Annotated in this window: 21 protein-coding genes; 5 read left to right on the top strand and 16 right to left on the bottom strand. The window is 69.6% G+C overall.

Annotation, left to right across the window (positions count from 1 at the left end; genetic code table 11):
• The first annotated feature begins 119 nt into the window (after positions 1-119).
• Positions 120-593 (top strand): MarR family winged helix-turn-helix transcriptional regulator, encoded by a 474-nt coding sequence (locus SLNSH_RS13055; RefSeq protein ID WP_245422325.1) that lies wholly within the window; start codon positions 120-122, stop codon positions 591-593.
• Between the two features lie 102 nt (positions 594-695).
• Here SLNSH_RS13055 and SLNSH_RS13050 read toward each other — a convergent pair whose 3' ends face one another.
• The 5 genes from SLNSH_RS13050 to SLNSH_RS13030 form a co-directional block, all read right to left on the bottom strand.
• The gene (locus tag SLNSH_RS13050; protein WP_106337432.1) at positions 696-1,397 is read right to left on the bottom strand and encodes an HAD family hydrolase; all 702 of its coding nucleotides are present in this window, start codon (positions 1,395-1,397) and stop codon (positions 696-698) included.
• 73 nt (positions 1,398-1,470) lie between these two features.
• A complete protein-coding gene (locus SLNSH_RS13045; RefSeq protein WP_106337431.1) occupies positions 1,471-1,845 on the bottom strand; it encodes a hypothetical protein in 375 nt (124 codons plus the stop codon).
• A gap of 141 nt (positions 1,846-1,986) precedes the next feature.
• Complete coding sequence (gene glyS / locus SLNSH_RS13040) at positions 1,987-4,176, bottom strand: glycine--tRNA ligase subunit beta (RefSeq protein ID WP_106337430.1); 2,190 nt, start codon at positions 4,174-4,176, stop codon at positions 1,987-1,989.
• Positions 4,177-4,415: 239 nt separating this feature from the next.
• Complete coding sequence (locus SLNSH_RS13035) at positions 4,416-5,021, bottom strand: cysteine hydrolase family protein (protein WP_106337429.1); 606 nt, start codon at positions 5,019-5,021, stop codon at positions 4,416-4,418.
• A gap of 161 nt (positions 5,022-5,182) precedes the next feature.
• Positions 5,183-6,109: a glycine--tRNA ligase subunit alpha gene (locus SLNSH_RS13030; protein ID WP_106337428.1), complete on the bottom strand. Its 927-nt coding sequence runs from the start codon at positions 6,107-6,109 to the stop codon at positions 5,183-5,185.
• Positions 6,110-6,289: 180 nt separating this feature from the next.
• On the opposite strand from SLNSH_RS13030, the gene SLNSH_RS13025 reads away from it, so the two are divergent.
• Both SLNSH_RS13025 and SLNSH_RS13020 read left to right on the top strand, forming a co-directional pair.
• The gene (locus SLNSH_RS13025) at positions 6,290-6,553 is read left to right on the top strand and encodes a hypothetical protein (protein ID WP_106337427.1); all 264 of its coding nucleotides are present in this window, start codon (positions 6,290-6,292) and stop codon (positions 6,551-6,553) included.
• 116 nt (positions 6,554-6,669) lie between these two features.
• Entirely contained in the window at positions 6,670-6,975 is a 306-nt protein-coding gene (locus tag SLNSH_RS13020; protein WP_196240255.1) for a hypothetical protein, read from the top strand.
• Positions 6,976-7,029: 54 nt separating this feature from the next.
• Here SLNSH_RS13020 and SLNSH_RS13015 read toward each other — a convergent pair whose 3' ends face one another.
• Both SLNSH_RS13015 and SLNSH_RS13010 read right to left on the bottom strand, forming a co-directional pair.
• Positions 7,030-7,791, bottom strand: a complete 762-nt coding sequence (locus tag SLNSH_RS13015; protein WP_106337426.1) for a tRNA1(Val) (adenine(37)-N6)-methyltransferase — start codon at positions 7,789-7,791, stop codon at positions 7,030-7,032.
• The gene (locus SLNSH_RS13010; protein WP_106337425.1) at positions 7,781-8,020 is read right to left on the bottom strand and encodes a putative signal transducing protein; all 240 of its coding nucleotides are present in this window, start codon (positions 8,018-8,020) and stop codon (positions 7,781-7,783) included. Before SLNSH_RS13010 ends, SLNSH_RS13015 begins: the two co-directional genes overlap by 11 nt.
• 182 nt (positions 8,021-8,202) lie before the next feature.
• Here SLNSH_RS13010 and SLNSH_RS13005 point away from each other — a divergent pair, with 182 nt between their 5' ends.
• Complete coding sequence (locus SLNSH_RS13005; protein ID WP_425352995.1) at positions 8,203-9,234, top strand: polyprenyl synthetase family protein; 1,032 nt, start codon at positions 8,203-8,205, stop codon at positions 9,232-9,234.
• Between the two features lie 44 nt (positions 9,235-9,278).
• On the opposite strand, the gene SLNSH_RS13000 is transcribed toward SLNSH_RS13005, so the two are convergent.
• The 3 genes from SLNSH_RS13000 to SLNSH_RS12990 form a co-directional block, all read right to left on the bottom strand.
• Positions 9,279-10,193 (bottom strand): 4-(cytidine 5'-diphospho)-2-C-methyl-D-erythritol kinase, encoded by a 915-nt coding sequence (locus tag SLNSH_RS13000; RefSeq protein ID WP_106337424.1) that lies wholly within the window; start codon positions 10,191-10,193, stop codon positions 9,279-9,281.
• 4 nt (positions 10,194-10,197) lie between these two features.
• Positions 10,198-11,982, bottom strand: a complete 1,785-nt coding sequence (locus tag SLNSH_RS12995) for a tetratricopeptide repeat protein (protein WP_245422323.1) — start codon at positions 11,980-11,982, stop codon at positions 10,198-10,200.
• 215 nt (positions 11,983-12,197) lie between these two features.
• The gene (locus SLNSH_RS12990; protein ID WP_245422321.1) at positions 12,198-13,877 is read right to left on the bottom strand and encodes an electron transfer flavoprotein-ubiquinone oxidoreductase; all 1,680 of its coding nucleotides are present in this window, start codon (positions 13,875-13,877) and stop codon (positions 12,198-12,200) included.
• A 180-nt stretch (positions 13,878-14,057) separates the two neighbouring features.
• On the opposite strand from SLNSH_RS12990, the gene SLNSH_RS12985 reads away from it, so the two are divergent.
• Positions 14,058-14,861: a uracil-DNA glycosylase gene (locus SLNSH_RS12985; RefSeq protein ID WP_106337422.1), complete on the top strand. Its 804-nt coding sequence runs from the start codon at positions 14,058-14,060 to the stop codon at positions 14,859-14,861.
• Positions 14,862-15,005: 144 nt separating this feature from the next.
• Here SLNSH_RS12985 and SLNSH_RS12980 read toward each other — a convergent pair whose 3' ends face one another.
• The 6 genes from SLNSH_RS12980 to smc all read right to left on the bottom strand — a co-directional run bounded on the left by SLNSH_RS12980 (position 15,006) and on the right by smc (position 21,466).
• Complete coding sequence (locus tag SLNSH_RS12980) at positions 15,006-15,494, bottom strand: F0F1 ATP synthase subunit B family protein (RefSeq protein ID WP_196240254.1); 489 nt, start codon at positions 15,492-15,494, stop codon at positions 15,006-15,008.
• Positions 15,495-15,503: 9 nt separating this feature from the next.
• Positions 15,504-16,052, bottom strand: coding sequence for a F0F1 ATP synthase subunit B (locus tag SLNSH_RS12975; protein ID WP_106337421.1), 549 nt, complete (start codon positions 16,050-16,052; stop codon positions 15,504-15,506).
• Positions 16,053-16,197: 145 nt separating this feature from the next.
• Positions 16,198-16,425 carry a F0F1 ATP synthase subunit C gene (locus SLNSH_RS12970; RefSeq protein ID WP_091831801.1) on the bottom strand — a complete coding sequence of 76 codons (228 nt, stop codon included), beginning with the start codon at positions 16,423-16,425 and terminating at the stop codon, positions 16,198-16,200.
• Positions 16,426-16,484: 59 nt separating this feature from the next.
• Complete coding sequence (locus tag SLNSH_RS12965) at positions 16,485-17,231, bottom strand: F0F1 ATP synthase subunit A (protein WP_106337420.1); 747 nt, start codon at positions 17,229-17,231, stop codon at positions 16,485-16,487.
• A 105-nt stretch (positions 17,232-17,336) separates the two neighbouring features.
• A complete protein-coding gene (locus SLNSH_RS12960) occupies positions 17,337-17,696 on the bottom strand; it encodes an AtpZ/AtpI family protein (protein WP_106337419.1) in 360 nt (119 codons plus the stop codon).
• A 308-nt stretch (positions 17,697-18,004) separates the two neighbouring features.
• On the bottom strand, positions 18,005-21,466 hold the full coding sequence (gene smc / locus SLNSH_RS12955) for a chromosome segregation protein SMC (RefSeq protein WP_106337418.1): 3,462 nt from the start codon (positions 21,464-21,466) through the stop codon (positions 18,005-18,007).
• Positions 21,467-21,538 lie beyond the last annotated feature (72 nt).

Genomic DNA, 21,538 nt, shown 5'->3' with positions numbered 1-21,538 from the left:
GCCTCATTCGGCGCGTTTTCCGCGCTCGCGTGTGGTTGTTCATCTTATCCAAGACGATCGCTTGCGGAAGTCGTCCGGCGGTGAATAGTTTGGCCGAGGCGAGGCGACAGGGTCCCGGAGTGACTGCATCTCCCGACAGCGCAGACGTGCTGCGCACATGGTTCCGCTTCCTGCGGCTGCACCATCGGATCACGAATCGCGCGACCCAGGAATTCAAGCGCATCGGCTTGTCGGTCCCCCAGTTCGACCTCCTGTCGACGCTCTCCGAGCGCGAAGGCGTCAGCCAGCAGGAGATCGCCGAGCGGCTCTACGTCACCAAGGGCAACGTCTCCGGGCTGATCGACCGCCTGACCGCCCAGGGCCTGGTGGAGCGCCGGGCGCTCCCGGCTGACAGGCGCAGCTATGCCCTGCACCTCACGCCTCAGGGGCGCGCCCTGACCGAGAAGGGGCTGGCGCTCCAGCGCCAGCTGATCGGCGAAACGCTGGGCAAGCTGCCGGCGGACGACATCGCCCGGCTGGACGACCTGCTCGTCGCTTGGCGCGACAGGGTGCGGGAGTTGCCGGAGCACGGCTCGGGCGAGGCTGCGGCTTAGGCCCTGTGATTGGAACCCCAGGGGGCCTGGCGATCCGTGCGCCCGGCCGCCCTAAATTGCTTCGCCGCTTCGCTCCTCGCAAAGACGGCTCTGGGGTGTGCTTCACAGCCCCCGCAGGAGTGCGGGGAGTTGCGCGATCGATTCCACCACGTGGTCGGCGAAAGGCTGCAGTTCGTCGCGGGGCGCCGGGCCTGAGAGGACGGCGATCGCGACCGCTCCGGCGGCGCGGGCCGCGTGGAGATCGTGGGTGCTGTCGCCCACCAGGGCGACCTCGGAGGGAGCGGCTCCGATGGCCCCGGCGAAAGCCAGAACCATGCCGGGCTCGGGCTTTCCACCATGACCGGAATCGTAGCCGGCGACGAAATCGAGGTGGGGCGACAGGCCCATGCGCTCGGCCTGGGCCAGCGCCGAGGCTTCGGCGTCGTTGGTGGCGATGCCGAGGCGATAGCCGTCCGCCGCAAGCTCTTGCAGCACGGCCAGGGGCTCGCCGATCGGCGCCAGCCAGTGCAGGCCCCAGTGGCGGAACAGATCGTCCATCTCGGCGTGCAACTCGGGACCGTCCTCCCGGCCGAGAGCCTGCGCCCAAAGATGGCCGTAGCTCTTGGACGAGCCCGCGACCAGCGGAGAGCTGCGCAGGAACCGGCGCTCTTCGACGATGTATTGGTTCAGCTCCGCCAGACGGGCCAGGGCGCCCTCGTCTGCGCCCGCCATGGCGCGCATGGCTTCATAGGCGGCCGGTCCCCAGGTGGCGTCGAAATCGATGAGGGTGCCGTCCTTGTCGAAAAGAATGCCTTTGAGCGCCACGCCCGCCTCCGCCTCGCGCCGCCCCGCGGCGGTCCGGTCGTAGTCGGTTTGCGAGGTCCGGTCCAGCGCAAGGTCAGCAGGCGAGGACGTCCGGTCCCGATGCGGGTCCGACCATCCGGGCGAGGTCCATGCGCCGACGCAGCATGGCGAGCCGATAACCGTTCCGGCGCCCGACGGCCGTGAACGGCACGCCGCTCGCGACCTTGGCGGCGATTTCTTCGGCCAGTTCGAGCTGCTGGATGGTGCGTCGGTACAGCCCCTCTTCGAAGGTCGAAACGGCGTAGCGAAGGTGGTCGTATTCCGTCACGGAGACGCGGTCCGCGTCGCGCGCCAGAGCGCGTTCCACCGCGTTGTAGAGACAGATGAACGTCAGGTCCCGTTGCGCCTTGGGCTCCAGCATGGCGAACTGCGCGCCGATGACGGAGAGCGGAAGAGAGGCGTCGAGCATGAGGCAATCCAGCGTTCATCGAAAGCGATGGACGGCAACTTAGCCCCTCAACTCTTAACTTAAGTCAAATTTCTAGTTGTGAAGTTCGTCTTCGCAAGCGAGGCGAGGGCGTTCGCAGGCATGTGGCGCGGCGGTCTCCTCTCAGCCCTGGATGGCCGAGAAATCCGCCACAGTACGCGTCGCCTCGCGCAGCCGTGACAGGAGGCGCAAGCGGTTGGCGCGGAGCGCCGCGTCGTCGGCGTTGACCGTGACCTTGTCGAAGAAGGCGTCCACGGCCGGGCGCAGCCGCGCCAGCGCCGCCATGGCGGCTTCGAAGTCCTCGGCCGCGACCGCGGCGCCCGCCTCGGCCTCGGCGGCGTCGAGAGACGTCGCTAGGGCCTTCTCCTCGGACTGGGCGAGCTGCGTCGGGTCGACGGGCTCGGCGTAGGAGCGGCCGTCCTTCTTCTCCTCGATGCGCAGGATGTTGGCAGCGCGCTTGTAACCCGCGAGCAGGTTGCTGCCGTCCTCCGTGTCGAGGAAGCGGCCCAGCGCCTCGACGCGGCGGACGATCATCAGGAGGTCGTCGTTCCGGGCGGCGCCCTGGCCGAGCACGGCGTCGATCAGGTCGTGACGGGCGCCCTGGTCGCGGAGGTAGACCTTGAGGCGGTCGTGGAAGAAGGAGAGGAGGTCGGAAGCGAGGCCGTCATGGCCGGGCTTGTCCCGGCCATCCGCGCCAGCCCCCGCCGCGTGGATCCCCGGGACAAGCCCGGGGATGACAGCTGAATGAGCCGTGATCGTGCGCGCCAGAGGCAGCCGAATGCCATTTTCCAGCACAATCCGGATCACGCCCAGCGCCGCGCGGCGCAGCGCGTAGGGGTCCTTGGAGCCCGTCGGCTTCTCGTCAATGGCCCAGAAGCCGACCAGCGTGTCGAGCTTGTCGGCCAGCGCCACGGCGACGCTCACCGGGTCGGTGGGGACGCGATCCGTCGGGCCCTGGGGCTTGTAGTGCTCCTCGACCGCGGCGGCGACGGAGGGGTTCTCGCCCTGCAGCTCGGCGTAGCGGCGGCCCATGAGGCCCTGCACCTCGGGGAACTCGCCCACCATCTCGGTGACGAGGTCGGCCTTTGCGAGCTGGGCGGCGCGGGCGGCGAGGGCCGGGTCGGCGCCCACGACAGGCGCCAACTCCCGCGCCAGCGCCGTGATGCGCTCGACGCGCTCGCCCTGGGCGCCGAGCTTTTCGTGGAACACGACGCCGAGCGCCTTCAGCTTGGCGAGGCGCTGGTCGAGGGGCTTGCCGGCCGGCTCCGGGAAGTCCGGCAGGGGCCGCTGGTCCGTGTCCCAGAAGTGGCGGGCGTCGGACAGGCGCGCGCGCACGACGCGCTGGTTGCCGGCGACGATCTTCTCGCCGCCGTCGCTGGCCTCGATGTTGGAGACCAGGATGAAGCGGTTGGAGAGCGCGCCCGTGGCGGGGTCGCGCAGCACGAAGCACTTCTGGTTGGCCCGGATCGTGGCGCGCACCACCTCGGGGGGGATCGCCAAGAAGCTCTCGTCGAAGGAGCCGACCAGCGTCACCGGCCACTCCACGAGGCCGGCGACCTCCTCCAGAAGCCCCTCGTCCTCGACGAGCTCCAGCCCACGCGCGAAGGCGAGGTTCCTGGCGTCCGTGAGGATCATCTGCTTGCGGCGGTCGCCATCGAGCACGACCTTGGCGCGCTCCAGGGCCGTCACGTACTCGTCGAAGCGGCGCACCAGGATCAGGTCGGGCGCCAGGAAGCGGTGGCCGCGGGTGGCGTCCGAGGCGCGCAGGCCGTCGATCTCGAAATGCACGACCTCGGGGGTCTCCATCTCGGTCCCGAAGGTGCACAGGATAGACTGCAGCGGGCGCACCCAGCGCAGCGCGCCCGGCTGGGCCGAGGCGGCGCCCCACCGCATGGACTTGGGCCAGGGGAAGCTGCGGATGACGCCCGGCATGATCTCGGCGATCACCTCGGGCGTGGCGCGGCCAGGCTTCTCGACCACGGCGACGTAGAACTCGCCTTTCTTTGGATCGCTCTGCACCTGGGCCTGCGAGATGTCCGTCAGGCCTGCGCTCTTGAGGAACCCCTGCAGGGCGGCCTCGGGGGCGCCGACACGCGGGCCCTTCTTCTCCTCGCGGAGATCGGGCTGGCGGGCCGGCAGGCCCACCACGTGGAGGGCGAGGCGCCGTGGCGTGGCGAAGGCCTGGGCGCCCTCGTAGACGCAGCCCCGCTCGACCAGCGCGTCGGTGACGAGCTTCTTCAGATCCTCCGCGGCGCGCCGCTGCATCCGGGCGGGGATTTCCTCGCAGAAGAGTTCGAGCAGAAGATCGGGCATGGCGTTCGCGACGGTTCGGGCAGGGAGCGCCCGCGGCCGCGGGCCCGCTACGCTTTAAGGGGCGCGGGCGGGCGTGTCGAGGGAGGAAGGGTTGCGCGCCAATCTCACCCGGGCAACGGGGGAGGTGTCGGCGAAGCCGACAGAGTGGTCTGCGGTTCGCGCGGAGGCCTGGGTGCGCACGACCGCCCCTCCCTGCCCTGCCCCGCTACGCGGGATAGGGTTCCCCGAGACGGCGCGCCTCAGGCCTCGATCTGCGCCGCGCGGCACACGACGGCGAAGCGGTCGGCGAGCTCGGCCAATGCCGTGCGGTGGATGTCGGCGGCCGACAGGGGCGCCCCGCCCAGCGGATCGGGCAGATCGCGCGTGGCGCAAGCGTCACCCGCGACGGTGACGCGGAAGCCGATGTCGAGGGCGGCGCGGGCCGTGGAGGAGACGCACATATGCGTCATGAAGCCCACCAGGATCAGTTCCCGGCGGCCGGTGGCCTTCAGGGCTTCAAGAAGGGTCGTGTGAGCGAAGCTGTTCGGCAGGCCTTTCTCGATCACCGGTTCGGCCCCGACGGGGGCCGCCTCGTCGGCGATCTGGAAGCCGCGGGTCTCAGGGTCGAACGCGCCCCCCGAGCCGGCGCGGCCCTTGTGGACCACATGGAAGACCGGCGTGTCCTGCACCCGCGCCCGATGAAGCAGGCCGGCGAGCACCTGTAGGGCGGGCTTGACGGCCGGCAGCGCCAGCTTGCCGTCCACGTACTCGTTCTGCGCGTCGATGACGACCACGGCCGCCTCCCGGAGGCGGGATGGGGTGAGGTTGGCGCCCGCCATCTGCAGCAGGGTGCGCGGCTCGGTCATGGTGAGTCCTCCCGTTTTGGGGGGAGAGTACACGTTTCCCGCGCGTTTCGCAGAGCCCTCATCCCGTCTTTGCGAGGAGCGCAGCGACGAAGCAATCCAGGGCGGCGGGGAGTCGATTCTCCTGGATTGCTTCGCCTTCGGCTCGCAATGACGGAGGGATGCTACGCGGCGACGTAGCCGCCGGCTTCCGTTTTCAGGAAGGCGGCGCCGCAGGCCTTGGCGAGTTCGCGCACGCGCAGGATGTAGCTCTGGCGCTCCGTGACGGAGATCACGCCGCGGGCGTCCAGCAGGTTGAAGACGTGGCTGGCCTTGATGCACTGGTCATAGGCGGGCAGCGCCATGAGGTGGCGCCCGGCCTCGCCCTGCTCCCCCTTGGCCAGCAGCGAGCGGCACTCGGCCTCGGCGTCCTTGAAGTGCTGGAACAGCATCTCGGTGTTCGCCGCCTCGAAGTTGTGGCGGGAATATTCCTGCTCGGCCTGCAGGAAAACGTCGCCGTAGGTGACCTTCTGGTCGCCCTCGAGGCCATTGAAGTTCAGGTCGTAGACGTTCTCCACGCCCTGCACGTACATGGCGAGGCGCTCGAGACCATAGGTGAGCTCGCCCGAGACGGGCGAGCACTCGAAGCCGGCGACCTGCTGGAAGTAGGTGAACTGGCTCACCTCCATGCCGTCGCACCAGCACTCCCAGCCGAGGCCCCAGGCGCCGAGCGTCGGGCTCTCCCAGTCGTCCTCCACGAATCGGATGTCGTGGAGCCTCGGGTCGATGCCGATGGCGGAGAGCGAACGCAGATACAGGTCCTGCAGGTCCGGCGGGGACGGCTTCAGGATCACCTGGTACTGGTAATAGTGCTGCAGGCGGTTCGGGTTCTCGCCGTAGCGGCCGTCTTTCGGGCGACGCGAGGGCTGGACGTAGGCGGCTTTCCAGGGCTTCGGGCCCAGGGAACGCAGAGTGGTGGCCGGGTGGAAGGTGCCGGCGCCAACCTCCATGTCGTAGGGCTGCAGCACGACGCAGCCCTGCTCCGCCCAGAAGCGGTGGAGCGTGAGGATGAGGCCCTGGAACGAGCGCGTGGGCTCGAGAGCGTCGGACATGGCGGGTTTCCGGCAAGAGGTTGGCGAAGTCGGCGCGACCCTATGCAGGGGGCCGAGGCGGGTCAAGGACGCCCTGTCTTTCGTGCTACGCCCTGCGCGTGTGCGCTGACGCACCGCAGTGATTGGGTTGTGGTCCCATGGTGCCGCCCAAGCCCGAACGGGCATTGCTGGGAGGCTCACATGTCGCTGAAATCCATTCTCGGACTCGCCGGTCTGGCCCTGGCGATCACCCCCGCTGCGATGGTGGCCATCGACGCCGCCTCGGCGCGCCAGCCCGCGCCCGTGCCCGTACCCACCCCCGTCGCCGAGCTGCGCGCCGACATGGAGAACGCTGCGCGCCTTCCAGGGTCCGCGCAGGTGTGCGGACCGGCCGTGCGGGTGGTCGCGACGGGTTACGGCGAGCCCAAAGGACAGCGTTGCACGGCCCGGCAGGCGGCGCGCTGATCGCGCGACCAGGCGAGAGACTTAACCGAGACCGCAAAAATCGCTTTCGCCCTCATAAAGCCCGAGTTTGACCTGTGGTATAACGAACCGACAGCAAGGTTCGGAGGACCACAGGGATGAAGCGACTCGGCCTTTTCCTCAGCGGCGTCTTTGCGCTGTTTCTCGCGTTCTCGTTCGCTCCGCAGTCAGCCAACGCCGCCGCAGTCAATCCTGCCGCGGCGGTCCAGCTTGACCGGCAGGCGCCAGACCTGAGCGCGAAAACGCAGTACTACCACCGTGGCTATTACCACCGGCATTACTATCGGCCGCGGTACTACTACCGTCCGCGCTACTACTATCGGCCGGTGTATCGGCCGCGCGTGGTCTGCCGTGTGCGCTACACCTACTACGGGCCGCGCCGGGTTTGCGTTCGCCGTTGGTGAGAGCGCCCGCGCATTGGACAGGAAGCCGGCCCCTCGCGGGCCGGTTTTCGTTTGTCACCAGGGTACGAGCGCCTCGCCCCGGTGCACCGCTTCGGCGAGCGGCGTGAAGGCTCCGCCTGCGTCGTGCAAGACCAGTCCCGGATGCAGCGTGAAGGGCCCGCGGCTCCCCTTGACGGCGCGCAGCAGCACGCGGGAGGCCGGCTGATTCGCCCGGGGGTGAACGGGAAGCACCGAGATCGCGCCGAGACGCCTTTCGCAGGCAGCCAGCAGCGCCGGCGTGGCGTCGGCGCGGTGAATCGCGATCAGGATCCCCTTCGGACGCAACAGTTTCACCGCCGCCTTGATCCAGGCCGCGAGGCCGCCTTCCGGCATCACATGGGCCAGCGCGCGACCGGCATGCGGCGACGACCGCGCCCGGGCTGCATCGAGGTAAGGCGGGTTGGTCAGGACCAGGTCGGCGGACCCATCCTCCAGGCCAGCGGCTTTCCGGGCGGCGGCGGCGAGCGCGTCCGTCGCGCAAACCGTCACCCTCCCCTGCACATCGTTGAGCCGGACGTTTTCGGTCGCGATTTCGGCCAGCGCCGGATCGATCTCGACCAGGCGAACACGGGCTTCCGGCGCCCGCATCGCGAGCGCCAGCCCAACGGCGCCCGTGGCTGCGCCAAGGTCCACGACATCTCCAGCCGGAGTCTCGGGCGCGGCCGCGGCAAGCAGCACGGCGTCCGTGCCGGCCCGGTGGCCTTGCGCAGGCTGGCGCAGGAGCAGACGTCCGCCGAGCAGGCGATCCGTCGCGACGGCGCCCGCGTCAGAGCCCATGGCCGCCCTCGGGCTTCAGTTCGCCGCCGAGCCCGGCGTCCTTCAGGATTCGGCGCGCCTGGCGTTCGGCGTCCTCAGGCACGAGAACCCGGCGAGGAAAAGCTGCGATGCCGCCTTCCATCGCGCTGACATGGGCGTCGGCCACGAAGTACGGCACCTCGGCCCCGCCGAGCAGCGCCTCCACCAGCGAGATCAGGACCAGGTCGTTGGTGCGCAGGATTTCCCGCATGTGCCCTCCATCGCGCCCATGCGCACTGCCTTTGTGCGGCATCGGGGCAAGTTGCGGCAAGGGCTTGGGCCATGGCAGGTTCCCACATTGGCGCGGCGCCGCGTCCGTGCTACCGAGGCGGCGTCGATCGGCAAGGTTGCGCGTTTGGGGCGCGGAACCGGGCCTGGAGAAAGGTTTTGGACGTGGGTGTCGTGGTTTCCCTCGACGGCAAGCAGCCGTCCGCAGGCGGTGCAGGCGCGCCAAGCATCGAACCGCTGGTCAAGCTCACCGCGCCGGGCATGGAGAGGGTGAACCAGCTCATTCTGGCCCGCGTCGGCTCCGACGTGATGCTGATCCCCGAGATCGCCAAGCACCTCATCAACTCCGGCGGCAAGCGCCTGCGGCCCATGCTGACGCTGGCGACCAGCGCGCTCTGCGCCTACCAGGGCGACGGGGACATGAAGCTCGCCGCCGCCGTGGAGTTCATGCACACCGCCACGCTGCTGCATGACGACGTCGTGGACGGCAGCGAGATGCGCCGTGGGAAGCTCGCCGCCCGCATGCTGTGGGGCAACGAGGCGAGCGTGCTCGTGGGCGACTTCCTGCTCGGCCAGGCCTTCAAGATGATGGTGGAAGTCGGCTCGCTGCAGGCCCTCGACGTGCTGTCCACCGCCGCGGCCGTCATCGCCGAGGGCGAGGTGATGCAACTCGCCGCGGCCAAGAACACCGAGACCACCGAGGACGAGTATCTCGCGGTGATCCGCGGCAAGACGGCGGCCCTGTTCGCCGCCGCCTGCGAGGTCGGGCCCATCATCGCTGGCCGCGCCAAGGCCGAACAGACGGCCTGCCGGAGCTACGGCGCCAATCTCGGCATCGCCTTCCAGCTCATCGACGACGCGCTGGACTATGGCGGCCTCAGCGCCAACCTCGGCAAGAAGGTCGGGGACGACTTCCGGGAAGGCAAGATCACGCTTCCCGTGGTGCTGTCCTTCCGGCGCGGCAGCGAGGACGAGCGGCTCTTCTGGAAGCGCACGCTGGAGAAGAGCGAGGCCTCCGACGCCGACCTCGAGCAGGCGATCGCCATCATGCGCAAGCATCGGGCCATCGAGGACACGGTGGAGCGGGCGCGCCACTACGGGGCCATGGCCAAGGACGCGCTGGCGCTGTTCCAGGACAGCCCCATGAAGCGCGCCATGATCGAGGCCGTGGACTTCTGCATCGCTCGATCGCACTGAGCGGCCCCGGCTTCAGGCCCGCCAGCTCGCCACGCGCTCCTGGGTCAACGAAGAAGCGTTGCGCTGATCCACCAGTCCGGCTGCTTGGCCCGGAGGGCGTGGGCGGCCCTCGCGGCGGCGTGACAGTCCGGGTAGAGGCCGAAGCACGTCGCCCCGGAACCTGACATGCGGGCCAGGGCGCAGTCCGCCGTGCCCCGAAGCGCCGCCAGCACTTCGGCGATCACGGGCGCGACCGCAATGGCGGGCCGCTCAAGGTCGTTGCGCAGGGACGCCAGGGCCGCCACGAGGTCCGCGCGAGTGCCGCTCCCTCCAGGCGGAATGACGGGGCGCGCCGGTTCGCCCTGGATCGTGAACTCCCCGCCCCGCTCCAAGCCCAATTCCCGGAAGATGCTTGGCGTCTCCACTGGAACGCGCGGGTTCACCAGGACGGCGAACAACGGCGGCAGCCCGAGCGGGGGCCCGACCACCTCGCCGGCCCCCTCCATCATGCGCATCTGGGGGCGCAGGCAGACGGGCACATCAGCGCCGGTTAAGCGCGCAGCCTCGACCAGCGCGGGATGGTCCGGCGGAATATCGTTGGCGCGCGCCAGCAAGCGGAGCGCCGCGGCCGCATCGGAAGAGCCGCCGCCGATTCCGGCCGCGACCGGCAGGCGCTTGGTGAGCGAAAACGAGCCCAGTTTCACGCCCGGCCTGCAGGCGGCGAGGTTGCGGGCGGCGCGGAGGATGAGGTTGTCTTCCGCGGGGCCTGCGGCCCTGGCGGTCGGCCCTGCAACGGTCAGCGACAGTTCAGGATCCGGCGCGAAGGCCAGCAGGTCGGCCGCGCCCGCGAAAGCCACCAGACTCGATAGGGAATGGTAGCCGTCGGCCCGGCGCCCGAGGACGTGCAGCGCCAGGTTGACCTTGGCGGGCGCCTTCTCGGACAGGGCCGCGGCGCCGGGCGGCGCGCCGGCCCGTGTCATCGGATCAGCCGCCGTTCGTCTTGCGCTCGGGCTTCGGCTCCGACTGCTTCTGCTCCGCCTCGGCGGCGGGCTTTTCGTCCGGGAGGCCCTTCTCGATCTTCTCGAGGATCTTGGGCAGATCCTCCGGCTCCGGCTTCAGGTCGCGGGCGTGGTTCCACTGGAACTTGGCCTCGAGCCGGCGGCCGACCCGCCAGTAGGCGTCGCCCAGGTGGTCGTTGATCACCGGGTCGGACGGCTTGAGTTCGATGGCGCGCTCCAGGATGCGCACGGCTTCATCGTACTGGCCCAGGCGGTAATGGGCCCAGCCGAGGCTGTCGACGATGTACCCGTCCGTCGGCCGCTGTTCGACGGCGCGCTTCAGCATCTTGAAGGCCTGGTCGAGGTTCATGTTCTGGTCGACCCAGGAGTATCCCAGATAGTTCAGGACCAGGGGCTGCTCGGGGTAGAGCTCCAGCGCCTTCTTGAAGTCCGCTTCGGCCTTGTCCCAGTGCTTGGTGCGCTCGAGCGAGATGCCGCGGAAATAGAACAGGGTCCAGTTGCCCTGGTCCGGGGTCCCCAGGGCGTCGATCGCCCTCGTGTAAATCTCCGCCGCCTGGGCGAAGTCCTTGCGCGAGCGATACACGTTGCCGAGCGCGGTCAGCGCCTCGACATCCTTGGGGTTCTTCTCGACGACGCCCTGGAGCTGCTTGATCGCGTCGTCCTTGCGGTCGAGCTGCTCGAGGTTCAGCGCGATCTGGATGTCCGCGCTGCGGCGCAGGGGCGAATCCTGCGGCACCATGTCGTAGGTGTCATTGGCGCGCTCGCCCTGCTTCATGCGGTCGTAGATGTCCGCAAGGGTGATGATGGCGAGGCCGTTGTTCTCCTCCAGCCAGAGCGAGAGCCGCAGGTAGATCATGGCGGCGAGTTCATCGCCTGTCCGGTTCCCGGCGGCGCCGAGCCCGTAGAGGACCTCCGCCACCCCGGCCGGAACATTGCCCACGGCCGGGTCGAGCGTGCCGCCGGCCTCAAGGGTCGCGATCGCGGCCGTCACGATCGGGTGCCGCGGCATCAGCTTGTCGAAGTTGCGGTAGACCTCGAGCGCTTCCTTCTGCTTGCCGATGCGGGACAGGAAGCGACCGTACACGTCCACCATGCGCAGAGTGCGGCTTTCGGCGTCGTACGCGGCCTTGAGCCGCTTCTCGGCCTCCACCTTGTCGCCGCCCACGGCCGCGATCAGGCCCGCATGGTAATTGCGGAAGACGGCGATCGAGTCCTCGCCCTTCACCGTGTCGACGGTGGCGAGCGCCTTCTTGAGGTCGTTGGAGCCGAGCCAACTCCAGGCCGTCAGGAGCGTGGCTGTGAGGTCGGCGGCGCGGTTGCGGCCGCCCGAGGAGAAGCGCTGGCGGGCCTTGGTGAACTGGCGCGCCTTGATGTCCCGGACGCCGAGCACAAGCTGGGCCAGGGTATTGCGCGCGTCCTTGCCGGTGGTCAGCCGCTCGGCGAGCTTCGTCGCCTCGGCGTAGGAGCCCTCGGCCAGCAGCGACACGAAGGCGCGCTCCGTGAGGTCGGCGCTGCGCGGATCGTCCCGCAGGGCCTCGCGGTAGAAAAAGGCCGCCGCGCTGGTGTCGCGGGCCGCCCCGGCGACCACGGCGGACAGGTAGTTGCCTGACAGCGTATTCCCGGCGTCGACGGCGTCGGAATAGCTCTGCCCGCTGCGCGCCTGCGCGGCGGCGCAGCCCGCGATCAGGGCGACTGCGGCGAGCAGCGGGCGAATGCGGTGAAGAGGAAGGCGGGAGGTCGCAATCGTCACGCTGTCATCGCTTTCGATCGTCGCGCCGCGTCGCGGAGCGACCGTGATTTCAGGACGGGCTTTGTGGTGCCGCAACATGGCGTTTTTGCGGGGCGCGGGCAAGCCGGGAGCGGGGGCAAGTAACCGCCTGTGTCTCGGCGATCCGGGCGCGGGAAGGCAGGCGGCAGGCGCCCGCCCTCCTCGCGGTCTCGTTGCTGCGCTCCTCGCTGCGACGATCACATGTTCGGGTAGTTCGGGCCGCCGCCGCCCTCGGGCGTGACCCAGGTGATGTTCTGCGACGGGTCCTTGATGTCGCAGGTTTTGCAGTGCACGCAGTTCTGGGCGTTGATCACGAAGCGGGGGTCGGTCCTGGCCTCGGGATCCGCGTAGACCACTTCGTAGACGCCTGCCGGGCAATACAGCCGGGCCGGCTCGCCGTAGAGCGGCAGGTTCCGGTCGACCGGAATCGAGGGATCGGTCAGCCGGAGGTGGGAGGGCTGGTCCTCTTCGTGGTTGGTGGCCGAGAGGAACACCGAGGACAGCTTGTCGAAGGACACGACGCCGTCGGGCTTCGGATAGGTGATCGGCTTCACCTGGTCGATTCGCTTGAGCGAAGCGTAGTCGGGCTTGCCGTGCTTCAGCGTGCCGAAGAACGACCCGCCGAAGAGCTGGTTGGTCCACATGTCCAGACCGCCAAGGGCGACGCCCACCGCGGTTCCGAACTTCGACCAGAGCGGCTTGACGTTGCGGACCCGCTTGAGGTCCTTGCCGATGGCGCTTTCGCGCCAGGCGTCCTCGTAGCTCCTCAACTCGTCATTGGCCCGGCCCTCCGCCAGCGCCGCAACGACGTGTTCGGCGCAAAGCATGCCGGAGAGCACCGCGTTGTGGGAGCCCTTGATGCGCGGGACGTTTACGAAGCCGGCCGCGCAACCGATGAGGGCGCCACCCGGGAAGGACAGCTTCGGCACGGATTGCCAGCCGCCCTCCGTGATGGCGCGGGCGCCATAGCTGATGCGCTTGCCGCCCACGAAGGTGTCGCGAACCAGCGGGTGCTGCTTGAAGCGCTGGAACTCGTCGAAGGGCGAGAGGGTCGGGTTCTCGTAGTTGAGGTGGACCACGAAGCCCACGGCCACGAGGTTGTCCTCGAAATGATAGAGGAAGGAGCCGCCTCCCGTCTTCATGTCCAGTGGCCAGCCGAAGCTGTGCTGGACGAGGCCGGGCCGGTGCTTCTCCGGCGCCACCTGCCAGAGCTCCTTCAGGCCGATGCCGAATTTCTGCGGCTCGCGATCGGCGTCCAGGGCGAAGCGCTTGATCAACTGCTTGCTGAGGCTGCCGCGGGCGCCCTCGCCGAAGAGCACGTACTTGCCACGCAGCTCCATGCCACGGGTGAAGCCGTCCTTCACGTCGCCCGTCTTTGACACGCCCATGTCGCCCGTGGCGACGCCAACCACCTCGCCGTTGTCGCCGTACAGCACCTCGGCGGCGGCGAAGCCCGGGTAGATCTCCACCCCGAGCGCCTCGGCCCGCGCCCCGAGCCAGCGGGCGACGTTGCCCAGCGAGGCGATGTAGGCGCCGTGGTTCGACATCAGGCCCGGCATCAGCGCATTGGGCAACCGCACGCCGCCGGCCGGGCCGAGCACGTAAAAGCGATCGTCCGTCACGGGCGTCTTGAGCGGCGCGTCGGGATCCTCGCGCCAGTCGGGGATCAGGCGGTCGAGCCCGATCGGGTCGATCACCGCGCCCGAGAGGATATGGGCGCCCACCTCGGAGCCTTTCTCAACCACGACCACGCCGAGGTCTGGGTTCAGTTGCTTGAGACGGATCGCCGCCGAGAGGCCGGCCGGGCCGGCGCCCACGATCACCACGTCGTAATCCATGCCCTCGCGGGGCATGGCCTGAGCCTCGGCCAGATCCATCGTCACCCTCGTTCAGCCCTACGGCTTGCCTCGCGGGCCGCATCGTTACGCACGAAGACGACCTGCCGGGCGCTCGCCCCCAGTGCGCGCGCTTCTGCGCCCTGAAGTAACAAAGGCATGCAGCCAACGCCATAGGCCGAAGCGCTGGTTTCGCGCGGAACAGGCCGCTACAATCGCCACATGGAATTCCCTGACATCGACAGAGGCGTCGCCGCGGCCGACCTGCTGGCCTGGTATGCGGCCATGGGCGTCGACGCGCTGGTCGACGACGACCCGCACGACCGCTTCGCCGAGGCGCCGCAAACGCCGCGGCGGGACGCCGCTCCGTCCCCCACACCGGAGGTGGCGCGGCCGGTGGGCTTCGCCGGCGCATCGTCGGCGGCCGACGACGTGGCCGCCGAGGCCCGCATGCTGGCCCGCTCCGCGCAGTCGCTCGACGAGTTGCGGGGCTTGCTGGAGAAATTTGAGGGCTGCGCGCTGAAGCTCACCGCACGCAGCCTGGTGTTTGCGGATGGCAATCCCGAAGGCCGCGTGATGTTCGTGGGCGAAGCGCCGGGGGCCGAGGAGGATCGGACAGGCCTGCCCTTCGTGGGCCGGTCAGGCCAGTTGCTCGACCGCATGCTGGCCGCCATCGGCATGGATCGCACACAGGTCTACGTCGCCAACATCATCCCGTGGCGGCCTCCGGGGAACCGAACCCCGACGCCGCAGGAATTCGCCGTCTGCCAACCCTTCATCGCGCGCCAGATCGAGCTCTCGAAGGCCGAGGTCCTGGTCTGCCTCGGAGGCCCGTCCGCGCAGGGGTTGCTGGGGGTGAAGGACGGGATCCAGCGCACGCGGGGGCGCTGGATGGAGTACAACGCCGGATCGCGCCGCGTGAAAGCGATCGCGACCCTGCACCCGGCCTATCTGCTCCGGCAGCCGCTGCAGAAGCGCCTGGCCTGGCGGGACTTCAAGATGATCCGGGCCGCGCTCGACGGGTGAACCACCGCCCTCCCCGGCACAGCCAGTAGCCAGTCTTCCTGGATTGCTTCGCTTCGCTCGCAAGGACGGCTCGTAGGGCGCGACGCCCTCCCAAAACGAAAACGGCCGCCCGAAGGCGGCCGTTTTGCGTGTTGTCTTGCTGGCTCAGTTGAGCTTGGAGCGAACCTCGGAGAGGCCCTTGGCGACCAGCGCCTCGGAGCTCACGGCGCTGTCCTTGCGCAGGATCTGCTCGGAAGCCTTGACTGCGGCCTCGGCGGCGGCGGCGCGCACGTCGGCGGCGGCCTGGGCCTCGGCCTGGGCGATCTTCTGCTCGGCCATCTTGGTGCGGCGGGCGACGAAGTCGGCCAGCTTGGCCTGGGTCTCCTCGGCGAGGCGCTCGGCCTCGGCGCGGGCGGTGCGGACGATCTCCGCGGCCTCGGCCTCGGCCTCCTGGCGCTTCTTCTGGTAGTCCGCCAGCACCTTTTGCGCTTCCTCGCGCAGGATGCGGGCGTCCTCGAGCTCGGCGCGGATCTTCTCGCCACGCTTGTCGAGACCGGTCACGATGGCGCTGAAGCCTCCGACCTTCCAGACGATACCGACGAAGATGAAGAAGGCGACAGCGACCCAGAACTCGGCGTCATAAAGCAGGTGCATGATGCGTCCTCACTGGCCGATGGACTGGGAGACGGCGGCGTCGACTTCGTCCGCCGAGGGAGTGCGGCCGACCAGCTGCTGGACGATAACGGACGTGGCGTCGGCGGCGATGCCGCGGACGTTCTGCATGGCCTTGGCCTTGCCTTCGACGATCTGGCGTTCTGCCGCGTCGAGCTTGCCGTGGAGATCAGCCTCGAGCGCCTTGCGCTTGGCGTCCGTCTCCGCCTGGAGCTTGTCGCGGGTCTCGCCGGCGATCGCCTGAGCGTTGGCGCGGGCGTCGGCAAGGGCCTTTTCGTAGGTCGCGATGGCCTCGTCCGTCTGCGCCTTGAGCTTCGCGGCGGCCTCGAGGTCGCTCGAGATCTTGCCGTGACGCTCGTCAAGAATTCGGGTCACGCGCGGCAGCGCGACCTTGGACATCAGGAGGTACAGGGCGCCGAAGGCGATCGCCAGCCAAACGAGCTGCGAGCCGAAGGTGCTGCTGTCGAACGGGGGGAAAGCCCCGCCGGCCTCGTGGGCTCCGCCATGCGCCTCAGTGGTAGCGTGCGTGGTCTGCGCCATGACTTACCTCAGAAAAACTGGGGGCGCCCTTTCAGGCCGCGCCCGGGGCGGGATTTCCGCTCCGGGCGCGTGAAGGGCGACCGACCTGAGCATTCGCCGCGCGAGGCGGCCCGCCGGCCTCAGCCGGCGCAATGCCGAGCGTCGATCAGACGGCGAAGAGCAGGAGCAGCGCGATCAGCAGCGAGAAGATGCCGAGCGCTTCCGTCAGGGCGAAGCCGAGCAGCAGGGTGCCGCGCTGGCCGTCGGCCGCAGACGGGTTGCGCAGGGCGCCCGAGAGGAACTGGCCGAACAGGTTGCCGAGGCCGATGCCGGCGCCAGCCATGCCAAGGCAGGCCAGACCAGCGCCAATGTACTTCGCAGCGACGGGATCCATGGAAAACTCCTTGAGGTCGGATCGGTAGGTAGGAGGGATTGTCCCGGCCGGGGTGGAACTCAGTGGCCGGGGTGGAGGGCGTCGTTGAGGTAGATCGAGGTCAGCGTGGCGAACACGTAGGCCTGGAGAACCGCAACAAGGACTTCGAGGGCGGTCAGGGCGACCGTCAGGGCCAGCGGCAGCGGGGAGATGATTCCCCAGGCGCCGGCCGCCAGCAGCGAGCCGATGAAGCCCGCAAAGATCTTCAGCGCAATGTGGCCCGCCAGCATGTTGGCGAAGAGACGGACCGAGAGGCTGATCGGACGCGAGATGAACGAGATCACCTCGATGGGAACCAGGATGGCGAGCATCACCGGCGGCACGCCGCCCGGCACGAAGAGGCCGAGGAAGTGCGTCCCGTGCTTCATGAAGCCGTAGACGATGACCACGCCGATCACGAGCACGGCCAGGGCGGCCGTGATGATGATGTGGCTGGTGACCGTGAAGCTGTAGGGGATGAGGCCCGCGAGGTTCAGGATCAGCACGAACATGAACAGCGAGAACACGAAGGGGAAAAAGCGCATCCCCTCGTTGCCCGCCGAACTTCGCACTGTATTGGCCACGAACTCGTAGGAGAGCTCCACCATGGACTGGATGCGGCCCGGAACCAGCCCGCGCCCGCTCGTGCCCCACAGCATGAACATGGTGATGAGACCCACCGCGATCAGCATGAACAGCGACGAGTTGGTGAACGCGATCTCCGTGTGACCGATGTGGCCCAGGGTCGTGTAGGTCTTCAGCTGGAACTGATGGATCGGATCGGCCATGGCCGGTCTGGCTCTCTCTCGTTTCCGCGCTGACCGGGAGCGGTCCACGCTGGTCGCCGCCGAGGCGGCTGGTTCGTCTCGATCCCGCCGGCGAAGCCGGCAGGCCTACCTGGACGGCGGCTTGGTGAAGCCGGACGCCCGCATCACGTTCCAGACGCCGGCGCCGAAGCCCAGCATCGTCCCCACGATGAGCCCCCAAGGCTTGGAGCCCGCCATGGCGTCAACCGCCCAGCCGATACCGCATCCAGCGATGATGCCGGCCACGAATTCCGTCGACAAACGGAAGGCCTTGCCCATCGCGGAGGGTTCACCCCCGCTCGTCCCGGTCGGGCGCCGCTGCTCCTGGCCCGTCGACCGGACCTCGTCAAGGCGCTTTCCCAGACGTTCAAGCCTGGCAGAGAGATCGACGTCCTCGGAGGCGCGGGACTTGTCCCCGTTCCCGTGTGGCGTTCCGTCATTGGGCATGGCGAAGCCGCGCTCCCGGGCTCGGAGCGCCTCCCTGGCGCCCCCCTGAAAGTCGCGCGCACCATAGTTTCCGGCCCCTCAGGTGTCAAGAATGCGGCACGAGGGGCTATGTTGCTGATTTAACTTCGTTTTCGGGCCGTGCGACGAAGGGATGGGATGGCGGTTTGCACAGGTTGCGGCTTGGTTGAACCTGCCGCGCGCCGAAAGCGTCTTCCGCAGGCATGGGACAGGAGCTGCAATGGGGCTGCAAGGGACCGCGTTCCTCCCGTCACGGCCTGCCTTTGCCCCGCGCGCCGGACCGATCAGCGTCACACAGCCTCAGCGACCAGCCTCTCGGCCACCCCAAGGTCGACCGACACGAGCTGGCTGACGCCCCGCTCGGCCATGGTCACGCCGAACAGCCGGTCCATCCTGGCCATGGTGATGGGGTTGTGCGTGATCACGAGGAAACGCGTCTCGGTGCTCTGGGCCATCTCGCGCAGCAGGTCGCAGTAGCGCTCGACGTTGGAATCGTCGAGCGGCGCGTCGACCTCGTCGAGCACGCAGATCGGCGACGGGTTGGTGAGGAACACCGCGAAGATCAACGCGATGGCGGTGAGAGCCTGCTCGCCGCCGGAGAGCAGCGTCATGGTCTGCGGCTTCTTGCCGGGCGGCCGGGCCACGATCTCGAGGCCGGCCTCCAGGGGATCGTCCGACTCGATCAGCTCCAGTTGCGCGGTGCCGCCGCCGAACAAGCTGGTGAACAGCCGCTCGAAGTGACCCTGGACGACCTCGAAGGCGGACAGCAGGCGCTCCCGACCTTCCTTGTTCAGGCTCTGAATGGCCGTGCGCAGGCGCTTGATGGCCTCGGTGAGGTCGTCCCGCTCGCTGCTCAACGAATCGCGCTGCTGCTCGACAGCCGCGAGTTCCTCCTCGGCCCGGAGGTTCACGGCCCCCAGGCGCTCGCGGTCGCCTCGCAGCGATTCGAGGCGGCGCTCGACCGATGCGGCGTCGGGGAGTTCAGCGCCCGGCGCCACTCCGCTCAACTCAGGCAACCTGTCGGGGGTGACCTCCAGCCGCTCCGCCACGGCGCGCACCAGCTCGGAGAAGCGATCGCGCGCGGCCTCCAGCCGCGATTCGGAACGCACCTTCTCCTCGCGGGCCGCGGCCAGAGCGGCGAGAGCCTCCTGGGCCACGCGATCGGCGGCCGACTGCGCCTGCGCGGCTTCGGCCAGCCGATCGCCCGCGGCCTTGCGGGCGTTCTCGGCCTCGGCGATCTGGGTCAGGATCTGGCGGCGCTTCTCCAGGAAGAGCTCCGGGGCGTCGCGCAGCGTTTCCCGCTCGTCCTCCAGTTCGGCCTGCCGGCGCTCGACCTCGTCGATCTGCCCGGCGGCGCGGGTGCGGCGCTCGGTCCAGGCCTGCCGCTCGGCCGCGATCGCCTGGCGGCGGCGGGCTCGCATCTCGACCTCGCGCTGCATGGTCTGCACGAGGATGCGGGCTTCGTTGGCCGCCTGGCGGTCCTGGGCGGCGCGCGCCTTGGCCTTGTCCAGGGCAGCTTCCAGCTCCGGCGCGCCGGGCATGAGCGCGAGTTGCTGGGCCAGGTGCTCACGCCGGGCTTCGGCCTCCTCGGCCTCCGCGGAAAGGCGGGAATGGGCTTCGGCGAGCGCCGAGCGCTTGGCCGCGACCTCTCCGCGGCGGCGCTGGGCGGCGGCGAGGCGCTCGCGCACGGCGTCGAGCCCACGGCGCATCATCTGCACCGTCTCGAAGCTCAGGGTTTCGTCCTGCGCGGCCGCGCGCACGGCCGCCTCGGCGAGATCGCCCTCGTGGCGCAGCGACTCGGCGGCCTCCCGGGCGGCCTCGGCCTCGGCCTTCAGGTCGGAAAGGCGGGCGCGCTCGGCCAAGCGGCGCGCGGCGGGGGTCGGCGCCTCGGCGGCGGTGGTGAAGCCGTCCCAACGCCACAGGTCGCCCTCGCGGCTGACGAGACGCTGGCCGGGACGAAGTTCGGCGCGCAGGCGCAGGCCGTCCTCGCGTGAGACCACGCCGATCTGGCGCAGGCGCCGCGTCAGCGCCGGCGGGCCCTCGACATGGTCGGACAAAGGCGAGCAGCCGGCCGGGAGCGCGGGGTCCGCCTCCCCTGCCCCGGTGTCGGCCCAGTGCGCCGGCGCAGCCGGGTCGACGGAGGCGTCGAGATCGTCGCCAAGCGCGGCGCCCAGCGCGGTCTCGAACCCGCGCTCGGCCGTCAGCCCGTCGAGGGCGCGCGGCCAAGCCTTGCCGGCGTCGGCGGCCAGCATCTTCTCGAGCGTGCGCGCCTCGGTTTCGAGGCGCTGGGCCTTGCGGTCGGCCTCCTGGGCGGGCCCTCTAAGGCGGTCGCGGCGCTCTCGGGCGTCGGCGTGGGCCTCGCGGGCGGCCTGGGCGCGATCCTCGGCTTCCGCGTAGGACTCGGCCACCTGCTCCATCTCGGCTTCGAGCGCCTCCAGGTCGGCGTCGCCGCCGAGGCTGACGTCCAGCGCCGCAAGGTCGCGGCCGACGCGCTCGGCCTCACGCGACAGGCGGGCGACGCGCTCCTCCGCCTCCTTGATGGCGCGCTCGGCGGCGGCGCGGCGCGCGTTGCGGTCGGCCAAGGCGGACTGGGCGGCCGCGAGGGCGGCTTCCGAATCGAAGAGGACATCCTCCAGCTCCGCGAGGCGCTCGCGCGCTTCCGCCTGCTGCTCGGCCGCGTCGCCGAAGTCCTCGTCCAGCCCCTCTTCCTCTGCGGCGAGGCGCTCCAGGGCGGCGGCGGCGTCGTCCACCAGGGCGCGCTCGCGCTGCAGGTCGCGGGTGAGCTCGAAGGCGCGGCGCTCCAGCTCCACCGCGCGCTCGCCGGCGCGCTTCTCCTCGGCGTCCAGGTTGTCACGGGCGAGCAGGAGGCGCTGAAGCGCGGCCGCGGCCGCAGCCTCGGCGTCGCGTAGCGCGGGCACGGCGTGCGCCGCCACGGCCTGGTCGCGCGCGGCCTGACCCTGCGCGGTGGTGCGCTCGGCGACGAGGCGCAGGTCCTCCTCCACCTTGCGCTCGGCGGCCGCGACCGCGTCGCGGGCCTCGCGCCAGCCGATATAAAGGAGCAGGGCCTCGAGCCTGCGGATGTCGGCCGCCACCGTGCGGTACCGGGACGCCTGGCGGGCCTGGCGCTTCAGGCTGTCCACCTGGCCATCGATCTGCTGCAGCACGTCCTCAACGCGCAGCAGGTTCTCCTCGGCGGATCTGAGCCGCATCTCGGCTTCATGCCGACGCGAGTGAAGGCCGGCGATTCCAGCCGCGTCCTCCAGGATGCGGCGTCGAGCCTGGGGCTTGGCGGCGATGATCTCGCCGATCTGGCCCTGGCGGACCATGGCGGGCGAGCGCGCGCCCGTTGCGGCGTCGGCGAACAGGAGCTGTACGTCGCGAGCGCGGACCTCCCGGCCGTTGATGCGGTAAGTCGAGCCCGCCTCGCGCTCGATGCGGCGGGAGACGTCCAGGAGATCGGCGTCGTTGAAGGCGGCGGGAGCGGTGCGGGACCCGTTGTCGACGAGGAGGGCGACTTCCGCCGTGTTGCGGCTCGGGCGGTTGCCGGAGCCTGAGAAGATGACATCGTCCATGCCGGAGGCGCGCAGGCTCTTGAACGAGCTCTCGCCCATCACCCAGCGCAGGGCCTCGACCAGGTTGGACTTGCCGCAGCCGTTCGGCCCCACCACGCCGGTGAGGCCGGGCTCGATCAGGAACTCGGTCGGCTCGACGAAGGTCTTGAAGCCGACAAGGCGAAGGCGCGTCAGCTTCATGCGCGCCCCCGCCGCAACCGGCGATCACAACCGGACAATTTAACGCACGCCGCCGCGGGCCGGGGCGCCCGC

This window comes from Alsobacter soli, from assembly GCF_003004785.1.
Classification (GTDB): Bacteria; Pseudomonadota; Alphaproteobacteria; order Rhizobiales; family Beijerinckiaceae; genus Alsobacter; species Alsobacter soli.
This window is presented reverse-complemented; position numbering and strand designations above follow the sequence as displayed.

What these genes read in the sequence shown, in the direction of transcription:
- SLNSH_RS12975 (WP_106337421.1), bottom strand. Translation starts at nt 16,052, where the DNA reads ATGGCGCAGACCACGCACGCTACCACTGAGGCGCATGGCGGAGCCCAC.
- SLNSH_RS13010 (WP_106337425.1), bottom strand. Translation starts at nt 8,020, where the DNA reads ATGCGGGAAATCCTGCGCACCAACGACCTGGTCCTGATCTCGCTGGTG.
- SLNSH_RS12970 (WP_091831801.1), bottom strand. Translation starts at nt 16,425, where the DNA reads ATGGATCCCGTCGCTGCGAAGTACATTGGCGCTGGTCTGGCCTGCCTT.
- SLNSH_RS12990 (WP_245422321.1), bottom strand. Translation starts at nt 13,877, where the DNA reads ATGGATCTGGCCGAGGCTCAGGCCATGCCCCGCGAGGGCATGGATTAC.
- smc (WP_106337418.1), bottom strand. Translation starts at nt 21,466, where the DNA reads ATGAAGCTGACGCGCCTTCGCCTTGTCGGCTTCAAGACCTTCGTCGAG.
- SLNSH_RS13045 (WP_106337431.1), bottom strand. Translation starts at nt 1,845, where the DNA reads ATGCTCGACGCCTCTCTTCCGCTCTCCGTCATCGGCGCGCAGTTCGCC.
- SLNSH_RS13000 (WP_106337424.1), bottom strand. Translation starts at nt 10,193, where the DNA reads ATGACACGGGCCGGCGCGCCGCCCGGCGCCGCGGCCCTGTCCGAGAAG.
- SLNSH_RS13025 (WP_106337427.1), top strand. Translation starts at nt 6,290, where the DNA reads ATGTCGCTGAAATCCATTCTCGGACTCGCCGGTCTGGCCCTGGCGATC.
- SLNSH_RS12985 (WP_106337422.1), top strand. Translation starts at nt 14,058, where the DNA reads ATGGAATTCCCTGACATCGACAGAGGCGTCGCCGCGGCCGACCTGCTG.
- SLNSH_RS12980 (WP_196240254.1), bottom strand. Translation starts at nt 15,494, where the DNA reads ATGCACCTGCTTTATGACGCCGAGTTCTGGGTCGCTGTCGCCTTCTTC.
- SLNSH_RS12965 (WP_106337420.1), bottom strand. Translation starts at nt 17,231, where the DNA reads ATGGCCGATCCGATCCATCAGTTCCAGCTGAAGACCTACACGACCCTG.
- glyS (WP_106337430.1), bottom strand. Translation starts at nt 4,176, where the DNA reads ATGCCCGATCTTCTGCTCGAACTCTTCTGCGAGGAAATCCCCGCCCGG.
- SLNSH_RS13030 (WP_106337428.1), bottom strand. Translation starts at nt 6,109, where the DNA reads ATGTCCGACGCTCTCGAGCCCACGCGCTCGTTCCAGGGCCTCATCCTC.
- SLNSH_RS12960 (WP_106337419.1), bottom strand. Translation starts at nt 17,696, where the DNA reads ATGCCCAATGACGGAACGCCACACGGGAACGGGGACAAGTCCCGCGCC.
- SLNSH_RS13035 (WP_106337429.1), bottom strand. Translation starts at nt 5,021, where the DNA reads ATGACCGAGCCGCGCACCCTGCTGCAGATGGCGGGCGCCAACCTCACC.
- SLNSH_RS13020 (WP_196240255.1), top strand. Translation starts at nt 6,670, where the DNA reads ATGAAGCGACTCGGCCTTTTCCTCAGCGGCGTCTTTGCGCTGTTTCTC.
- SLNSH_RS13015 (WP_106337426.1), bottom strand. Translation starts at nt 7,791, where the DNA reads ATGGGCTCTGACGCGGGCGCCGTCGCGACGGATCGCCTGCTCGGCGGA.